The 8311-nt window shown below is 68.0% G+C and carries 7 protein-coding genes and 3 pseudogenes; 5 read left to right on the top strand and 5 right to left on the bottom strand.

Going from position 1 to position 8311, the window contains the following annotated elements; all coding sequences use genetic code 11:
• Nucleotides 1-112: 112 nt before the first annotated feature.
• On the bottom strand, nucleotides 113-1072 hold the full coding sequence (locus tag ACTWPP_RS44710) for an ISAs1 family transposase (RefSeq protein ID WP_443110569.1): 960 nt from the start codon (nucleotides 1070-1072) through the stop codon (nucleotides 113-115).
• 103 nt (nucleotides 1073-1175) lie between these two features.
• Nucleotides 1176-1490: pseudogene (locus ACTWPP_RS44705) on the bottom strand (transposase family protein); the annotation flags it as partial.
• 242 nt (nucleotides 1491-1732) lie between these two features.
• On the opposite strand from ACTWPP_RS44705, the gene ACTWPP_RS44700 reads away from it, so the two are divergent.
• Nucleotides 1733-2296, top strand: a complete 564-nt coding sequence (locus ACTWPP_RS44700; RefSeq protein ID WP_443110568.1) for a hypothetical protein — start codon at nucleotides 1733-1735, stop codon at nucleotides 2294-2296.
• A 182-nt stretch (nucleotides 2297-2478) separates the two neighbouring features.
• Here ACTWPP_RS44700 and ACTWPP_RS44695 read toward each other — a convergent pair whose 3' ends face one another.
• Nucleotides 2479-3681 carry an IS110 family transposase gene (locus tag ACTWPP_RS44695; RefSeq protein ID WP_443110567.1) on the bottom strand — a complete coding sequence of 401 codons (1203 nt, stop codon included), beginning with the start codon at nucleotides 3679-3681 and terminating at the stop codon, nucleotides 2479-2481.
• 263 nt (nucleotides 3682-3944) lie between these two features.
• Here ACTWPP_RS44695 and ACTWPP_RS44690 point away from each other — a divergent pair, with 263 nt between their 5' ends.
• Complete coding sequence (locus ACTWPP_RS44690; protein WP_443110566.1) at nucleotides 3945-4136, top strand: hypothetical protein; 192 nt, start codon at nucleotides 3945-3947, stop codon at nucleotides 4134-4136.
• A 51-nt stretch (nucleotides 4137-4187) separates the two neighbouring features.
• Here the strand turns inward: ACTWPP_RS44690 and ACTWPP_RS44685 are convergent.
• Nucleotides 4188-4690, bottom strand: a pseudogene (locus ACTWPP_RS44685) (transposase family protein); the annotation flags it as partial.
• Between the two features lie 146 nt (nucleotides 4691-4836).
• Here ACTWPP_RS44685 and ACTWPP_RS44680 point away from each other — a divergent pair.
• On the top strand, nucleotides 4837-5361 hold the full coding sequence (locus ACTWPP_RS44680; RefSeq protein WP_443110565.1) for a hypothetical protein: 525 nt from the start codon (nucleotides 4837-4839) through the stop codon (nucleotides 5359-5361).
• Nucleotides 5343-5750, top strand: coding sequence for a hypothetical protein (locus tag ACTWPP_RS44675; protein ID WP_443110564.1), 408 nt, complete (start codon nucleotides 5343-5345; stop codon nucleotides 5748-5750). The genes ACTWPP_RS44680 and ACTWPP_RS44675 overlap by 19 nt, the downstream gene beginning before the upstream one ends.
• A 195-nt stretch (nucleotides 5751-5945) precedes the next feature.
• Here ACTWPP_RS44675 and ACTWPP_RS44670 read toward each other — a convergent pair whose 3' ends face one another.
• Nucleotides 5946-7541: a carboxylesterase/lipase family protein gene (locus tag ACTWPP_RS44670; protein ID WP_443110563.1), complete on the bottom strand. Its 1596-nt coding sequence runs from the start codon at nucleotides 7539-7541 to the stop codon at nucleotides 5946-5948.
• Nucleotides 7542-7884: 343 nt separating this feature from the next.
• On the opposite strand from ACTWPP_RS44670, the pseudogene ACTWPP_RS44665 reads away from it, so the two are divergent.
• Nucleotides 7885-8311, top strand: a pseudogene (locus ACTWPP_RS44665) (hypothetical protein); the annotation flags it as partial.

The raw sequence follows: 8311 nt of genomic DNA, 5'->3' as shown, positions 1-8311 counted from the left end.
GCCTGCCGGTCTCCTGCACGATGCGCACCGCTCCGGCCCGGAACTCCGGATCGAACGAGCGTCTCTCGGTATCCAACGACCCAACCTTCTCCCAGGTTCGGTCTCCACGATCTCAGGGGAAGCGCAGCGAGCCGATCATCCTTTTGCGCCAGACGCCCCGCTCGCTCGACGAGTACCGCGAGGTCCAGCCGATGTTGGCAAGGAACCGTCGAGCCATTGCGATGGACATGTACGGGTTCGGCATGTCGGCGAAGCCGCCAACGAAAGACCAGACGATCGAGCAGTACGCCGCCGGTGTGGTCACGGCCGTTCCAAGATCATGAGGTGAGGTCCAGGATGGTGAGGGTCTGGTCATGTAGCGGCCGGCCCATCGGGTGGCTTCGGTGATGTCGGTGCGTCCGGCCAGGCGGATGGTGCCGTTGGCGAGGTTGCGCAGGGAGGCCAGGACGCGGGGGCCGGAGCGGGTGCGGGCGCGGGAGTGGTCCTCGCGCCGGAGGGTGTCGCGGATCCAGTGCAGGACCTGCACGGCCCAGTGGCTTTGGACGTGGGTGGCCAGGGCGGCGGCGCTGGCCTGGGTGTGGCCGGCGATGCCGAGTTGGGCGACGGCGGAGATGGGGGTGCCGTCGAGGGCGGTGACGTACCGCTCGATCAGGAAGACCTGGCCGATGTGCGGGAACGGCAGGTCGTCGGGGGCGGGCAGGACCTGGATGGTGGGGGTGGTGACGCGTCCGTGGCCTTTGTCGACGCTGGTGTGGGCGACCTCGGTGTCTTTCCAGGGCAGGGCGTCCAGGGCCTCGAACAGCGCCTTGCGGTTCTCCTTGACCGGGAACACGAAGTGGCCGCCGTGGTCGTGGATGTAGGTGGCGGTGGCCTTCACGGTGTGCAATGCGTCGGCCGTGATGACCCTGCCGGTCAGGTCGATCTGCTCTAGTACCCGCTGTGCGAGGCGGACTTCCTCGGTCTTGGCGCCGTCCCACCTCGGCCTGGGCGGCGACGACCGCCGGGCCGCCGGGGGTGCCCGCCAGCGCCGCGAGCAGGTGCAACTGGTTGCCGTCGGCGTCCTTGGCGCCACGGACGGTCTTACCGTCCAGCGGGACTTGCATCGGCATCTCCTCCTGGCCCTCCTGCCCGGTGGCGGCGCAGCTGGTGAGCAGGTTGTTCATCAGCCACGTGCCGATCGCGGCGTCCAGGGCGTGGGCGTCGGTGCCCGTCAGTACCCTCCAGATCGTGGTCTTGCCCGGTGGCCCGGCCCGGGCGGCTCCGGCCCGCATGTACAGATCGGCCAGGACGTCGCCGGGCACGTCGGCGACCCATCCGGCGATCGCGGTGTAGCCCTTCATGCCCGCCGCAGTCGCCGCAGCGGCGAGCGCGAGCACCGCCGCCACCGGATGCCCCCGGCCCTGACCGGATCGTCCGTCCAGCACATCACCCAACAGTTCCAGCAGGTCACGGCACGCCTGGGCAAGAGGAACGGTGAGAGCCCGAGACATCTGCCCCGGCTCCGCGAGCATGGTGGCACACTGGGCCATGACGAAGCTCCGGCAGCTTGTGGATCTGTAGGAAGACCCTTGCTAACCGGGGCTTCGTCCCGTTGTGGAGCCGACACGCCACCAGTGATCAGATCGCGACATACCGCGATACGGCACAGCTCATCCACCACTCACGATCTTGGAACGGCCGTGCCGGTGTGGTCGCGCTCGCCGACGCCCTTGGACTTGAGAAGTTCGCCCTCATGGGCCACCACACGGGCATGTTCGTGGCCTCCGAGGTCGCGTTGGCCGTGCCGCACAGGGTCACCGCTGTTGTCCTCTCTGCCGGCGCGTACGCCGACGCGGAGTACCGCGAGGCCACGACCCGGGAGATGGACACAGGCGGCACCCGCGAGGGTGGCTCCGAGGTCGACGTTGACGTCGCCGAAATCCTGGAGGACGGCAGTCACCTGGTGACCCTGTGGGCGAAGCGGTATCCCCTCTATCCGAAGAATCGCCCGGACATCCTCAACCGCTTCATCCGCGACTGCTTGGCACCGGGCGTCGACCCGGCCGAGGGCCACTACGCCTGCGCTCGATATGTGATGGAGGAGCGGGTCGGGCTGGTGACGGCACCGGCGCTCATCCTTGCCGCCACCGAGGACCCGGTGTCCTACCCGCACACCGACAAGGTCGCCAAGGTCTACGTCAACGCGAAGTTCGTGGAGGTGGCGGAGATCGAGGGGGGCCCGATCCCGCTGATGGAGCAGAAGGCGCCCGAGGTCGTCGAGGTCGTAGAGGCGTTCCTCGACCGTGTAGGCGCCTGATCAGCGCCATCGGTGAGAACGGAGACCCGCCCACTAATCCGGCAGCCGGTACGAGGTGGTTCGGTGGCATCGAACGCAGTCCGACGGCCCATCACTGCACGAGCGCACCCTCCGCGGGCGGCAGATCCCGTGCCGGGCTGGACGCCCTGCGGTCGACACGGGGGGTGTCCCTATGGGATTCGTCAAGCCGCTCGGGCGGCGGGTTTGCGTGAGGGCTGGTAGGGCTGCTTGTCGCGGAGCATGGCGTAGATGACGTCTGAGCGGCGGCGGGCCAGGCAGATGAGGGCGGCGTTGTGTTTCTTGCCCTCGGCTCTCTTGCGGTCGTAGTAGGCCCTGCTCAGCGGGTCGGAGAGGGAGGCGAACGCGGCCAGGAACATAGCGCGTTTGAGAGCCTTGTTGCCGCCCTTGGGTGGGTGTTCGCCCTTGATGGAGGATCCGGAGCGGCGGGTGACGGGGGCCGGTCCGGCGTAGGCGGCCAGGTGCCCGGGGGTCGCGAACGCCGCGATGTCGCCGATCTCCAGCAGGATCCGTGCGCTGGTCCTGATCCCCATACCTGGCATCGAGATCAGGACCTTGGCGAGAGGGTGCGCATCAAGGATCTCCTCCACCTGGGCCGCGACCTGTTCGCGCTGGTCATGGACCGATCGCAGGGATCGGGCCAGGTGGTGCAGGACGGTCGCGGCCGCGGTGGTGCCGGGAACGACGACGGTCTGGGCGTCCAGCGCGGTCTTGACCGCCTCGACCAGGCGTCCGGCCATGCGCGGGGCCAGCGGCCGGGCGGTGGCCAGCAGCTCGTCGGCGGTGGCGGCGCGCAGCCCGTCCGGGCCGCCGTAGGTGATCAGCAGCTCCAGCGCGGCGGGGTGGTGCAACCTGGGGCCGATGGCCTTCTCCAGGGCGGGGTGGATGGTGACCAGCAGCCCGCGGATCCGGTTGACCAGCCGGGTCGATTCGCCCGCCAGGTCGTCGTCGAACCCGACCAGGACCTCCAATTCGGCCAGGGCCTCCTGGCCGGTGTCGACGCGGCGCAGCGAGTGCGGCAGGGTGCGGGCGGCGTCGGCGATGATGTAGGCGTCGCGGGCGTCGGTCTTGGCGTTGCCGGGGTGCAGGTCGGCCAGCCGTCGCATGGTCAGGCCGGGCAGGTAGGCGACCTGGCAGCCCTGATCCCGGGCCACGGCGACGGGCAGCGCGCCGATCGAGGCGGGCTGGTCGACCACCACCAGCACCCGGCCGCGGCGGCCGAGCTGGGTGAACAGGGCACGCAGCCGCTGTTCGTCGTTGGGCAGGGGCTTGTCGTGCAGCTTCTTGCCGGAGGGGTCCAGGGCGCAGGCGTGATGTTCGCCCTTGCCCACGTCCAACCCCAGAAACACCGCGTACTCGACGCTCACGTCTACCTCGATCGGGGGTGTTTGGCCTGGTCACAAGGCCTGGCGACGGCTGCCGGCATCCACGTTACGGCGAGACGATGACCTCGTCACGGAAGGTCGCCTTGTCCCTATGAGCGGTCCACCGACGCCACCCGGGCCCGGTGACAACACCCCCCGGATCATGCCTGCGACAGGGGGCTTGAGTCATGCCGGGCCGGGTGACCTGGCTCCCCACCGTGGCGGGGACGCGAAAACGGTAACGGGGAAGGCTGGGGTGATGACCGATGATCGAGCGCTCCGCCCATGGCGCCGACGCGCCGCTCGTGCCCATGCGTCCGCGCCCCGAGTGCGGTGCGGAGGGTGAACCCGCCGTATCCCCGAGCGAGGACGACCACGTCGTCACCGACGGTAGTGACCTGGGCCGACTGGACGATCAGCTCATGTCCACGGGGCTCGTCCGAACAAGACCCGACTGAATCCATGGCGACCGTCCGCTGGAGAGGAATGGGCATGACTGACCCCTTCCATCCTCGGGTGGTTTCGTAGTTCTGCAGAACGGCGATGGCCTGGACCAGGTGGCCTGCTTGGCTGGGGCTGCAACGCAGCTTCCGGATGATCCGCCATGATTTGAGCTGGGCGTTCGCTCGTTCGCCTGGCCGCGGAGCTTGGCGTGCGCACGGTTCGCCTGCTTTGCGACTCGGGGTTTGTCCTTGCCCATGTAGGGCGTGATGACGACCGAGGCTTCGGCCGGAGAAGTACGGCCGGTCGGCCCGGACCCGGTCGGCGTGGACGAGCGTCCCGTGCAGTACCAGATGGGGGTCAGGCCGTTCTTGCTGGCCTTCCGCAACGCCTGCGCGAGCTTGGGTGAGCGGGCCGATAGCAGCATGACGGTCTCCTCCACGTACCGCCATGCGGTGCTCGTCGATACCCCGAACCCCGCGCTGATCTCGGTGAACGTCTCGTCCTTGCACAGGTAGGCAAGGACGAGCAGGAGCTGGCGGCCGGGGTTGAGCAGCCGCCACCTCGATCCAGAGGAGCCTCATCTCCAGCTCCGGCGCCGACCGCTTTCCGTGGGCGACTGGGACTACGACGAGCACGGAATTCCGGTCCTACGAGACGCCGTCGCCTGGTTCGACGCCACGATCTGCGCTCCCCGCCGCCGACCATATGTTCGTCGTGGGCGAGGTAGAGAACCTGGGCATCGGTGGGAGTGGTAGCGGCCTGCCACTGCTCTTCCTCCGGGGCGGCTACGGCTCTTTCACGGTTCCGAGGCTGGAGTTCGACGCGAGCCACCTTGGTGGCCAGCTGCGTCTCGCGGCCAGGCTCGGTGACGCTGTACAGGAGTTGGCGCAGAGCCTGGACGTCGAGTGCACCCTCGCGAGTTTGGTCGGGGGTTCCGTGGTCGTGTTGACCGCGGCAAATGTCAGGTCGCCCCAGTTGGGCATGTCGTTTCCGTTCGCCGCGCCGATGGGGCCGGGATTCGGCGCCTGGTCGACCGAGGAGCGGCGCACGCTGTGGGTGGAGAACTCGCGACACCTGTTGAGCACGGTTGACGAGGACTTGGTCAACGAAGCGACCGAGGCGGTTCGGGAGCAAGGCTACGCAGTCTCCTTCAGACGGGTCATGAGCGATCACTTCGACGCTGTCGTGGGCGCTCCGCATGTCGATCGCGACGTTTCGCCATGCTGTGGGACTCACTGACCGACGAGTACCGGAGGTTCAGGCACACCGCTCGTCCAGAGCACGACGTGCCAGTCATCCAAGCACCCGTCTTCGGCGCCGAGGGAACTACCGAGTTCGAACCCGTCGTCAGCGGCTTCGGCCCAGGTGCCGACGCGGAGCGCCGCCGCCGGATCGTCACCGAGGCGCTGGCATGCAGTGCCGAGCTCACGTGCATGATCGGCGGTGCTCAACCGAAGGTGATCGGTGAGCCACAACGGGCATTTTACGGCAACCAGTTCGGTAACACCTTCCCGCTGTTCGAGCATTACGGGGTTTCGCTGGGTGCCGGAAGTCCTCGGGCCGCGGTGGACCACCCCGCCTGGTTCGCTCTGGTCGCGTCGGCAACGTGGGCGCGTTCGCGGCCCTGAGCATCACCCAGCAGGCGAGCTTGGCACCGGTGAATTGCCCCGAACCCGTGGCTGGCGCTGCTGGTCGGCGTGCCTTGATCACTGCCCGCTGTGGCGGGCTCGACGCGCGCGTGTCCGCGCATCGCGGGGAACCTGAGGTAACCGCGAGGCACTTGCCGCTCGTACCGATCCGGATTTCAGGCGCATGACATGACGTCAGTTCCAGAGGTGGCATTTGTGGTCGTCCGCGAACGTCGCGATTGGTGCGGTTCCCCTCGAGGTCAGTCGCTGGGTCTGTGGCGAGTGCGAGGTGAACGTCGGCCATGCCGGGGTGCCGGAGCTGTTCGGGTCGCCGGTCGCGGCGAAGCTGGTCCAGTAGGTGAGCATCTGATTCGACAGCTTCTTCTGATCGTCGTTGAGCAGTAGGCGCACCGGGATGCCCTCCAACGTGTCGAAGAGGTAGGGCAGCTCGGAGCCGTGGTAGTCGCCTAGCGGCATGAGCGGGTCCAGGCCTGACAGCGGTGGGCCGGGGTCGGCGAGCTCGTAGGCGAACACCTTTTGCCCGGCGTTGCTTACGGCTGCTTGCGCGGTGAACAGCGCGGGGCAGGAGAAGGCGCCGTCGGTGGTCACCTGCGAGATGGCGAGGTCGGCGTTGTCGGAGGAGGCGGGCGGGTAGGCGTTCAGCAGTTCCCTGCTCACGTCTCCAGCGCGGAACTCGATCTCGGTCCTCAGGTCGTCGGCATTGGCGCGGCGCAGCTTGGACAGGTGGATCAGCAGGGCGGTGAACAGCCGTCCCTCGTCCTTGGTGGTGCCGTTGACGATCGGCACCTTGTGGTAGCGACCCGCCCGCAGGGCTGCCTCGGTGGGCTCCTTGATGACGCTGGTGTCGATAACCGGCGTCCAGCCGGGCCCGTCGGTGCCGAGTGGGTTCCCCGCGGTGGAAAGCAGGTCATCGACGGACTTGCCGCGCAGGCACGCCACGACCGTGTCCGGGTCCGGGTCCGCGCAGCCCAGCGACGTGGCGAAGTCCTGGCTGGTCTCGTAGGCGGCATTGGCGGCTCTGGGCCCGAGGGCGGTGTCGACGCATCCGCCGCTTTGGGAGATGGCCTTGTGGAACAGCCCGGCCGCCGTCGGGGAGATCAGTTGCATGCACACGCTGTGCCCGCCCGCCGACTCGCCGAAGATCGTGACGTTGCCGGGATCGCCACCGAACGCGGTGATGTTGTCGCGCACCCAGCGCAGCGCCGCCTGCTGATCGAGCAGTGCATAGTTCCCCGTGGTCTTGGACTCCTCGGCCAGCCCGGGCAACGCCATGAAACCGAAGGGGCCAAGGCGGTAGTTCATCGACACGACGATGACGTCGCCCTTCGCGACCAGGGGTGCCGGGTCTTCACCGGCGCCCGTGCCCAGGACGTAGGCGCCGCCGTGGAACCAGACCATCACCGGCAGGTCCTTCGACTCGGCGGCTGGAGGCGTGTACACGTTGAGCTGCAGGCAATCCTCGCTCACACTGCCGAGCGGGACTGACTGCGGGCAGATGTCGCCTTTCCGGGTGGCATCGCGAACCCCCGTCCACTCCGCCGCGGGCTGAGGAGGCCGGAAACGACGCTCACCCGTCGGGGGCGCCGCGTACGGGATTGCGAAGAAGGTACGCCCGCCGGTTTCGATCTTGCCGCGCACAGTCCCGGTCTGCACCGTCACCAGTGCACCGTCGCTCAGCGCCGAGGCGGGGAGCGGGCTCAGGACGGCCGCCGCCACCAACACGGCGAGCAAGGGCCCGGCTCTTCGGCCGATGGTCCAGCAGAAACCCATTTCTACTCCCACTGTGCTGGTTCTCAGGGATCACCGGACCGTACGGACGCCGGAGAGAACAGGCTTCGTTGCGTTCGCTAAACAACAGTTGCGCTTTTTGTCTTGCCTCGACAGGGGCGGCTCCGCGATCTTCAGTCGTCCGGTCCGTGAAGCCCAGGCCGAGCGCGGTGGTGTACAGGAAGCCGCCGGGCGGTGCCGGCGGCGGCAGGATCTGGCCGTGTGGCTGACCGGCAGACGCAGGGACATGGCGCGGCCCTCTGTGTCAGGCTCAGGTAGGACACAAGGGGATGAAGTTCCCTAACTGATGTGAACAGGGCGAGAACGGGTACTGAGCAGAGTGACGATGACCAGCAACGATCTTCCCTCCGGTGGCGGGCCGCGGACCGGCCGGCCCAGGCGGCGCTGCTTCACCGCCGCCTACAAGCTGCGGATGGTCGAGGAGTACGACGCGGCCGAGCATGGCGACAAGGGCGCGCTGCTGCGCCGTGAAGGACTTTATGAGTCCAGCGTTCAGTTGTGGCGTCGCCAGCGCGACGCCGGCGAACTGACCGCTGCGGGAACGAGCCGCCCGGCCGCCAAGAAGGAGAAGACGCCGGAGCAGGCCGAGTTGGAGCAGTTGCGCAAGGAGAAGACGCGGCTGGAGTGCGCTTCCCCTGAGATCGTGGAGACCGAACCTGGGAGAAGGTTGGGTCGTTGGATACCGAGAGACGCTCGTTCGATCCGGAGTTCCGGGCCGGAGCGGTGCGCATCGTGCAGGAGACCGGCAGGCC

The organism is Actinomadura sp. 3N407, from assembly GCF_052245875.1.
In the GTDB taxonomy this organism is placed as follows: domain Bacteria; phylum Actinomycetota; class Actinomycetes; order Streptosporangiales; family Streptosporangiaceae; genus Spirillospora.
The sequence above is the reverse complement of the archived record's forward strand: the minus strand, read 5'-3'. Positions and strand labels throughout refer to the sequence as shown.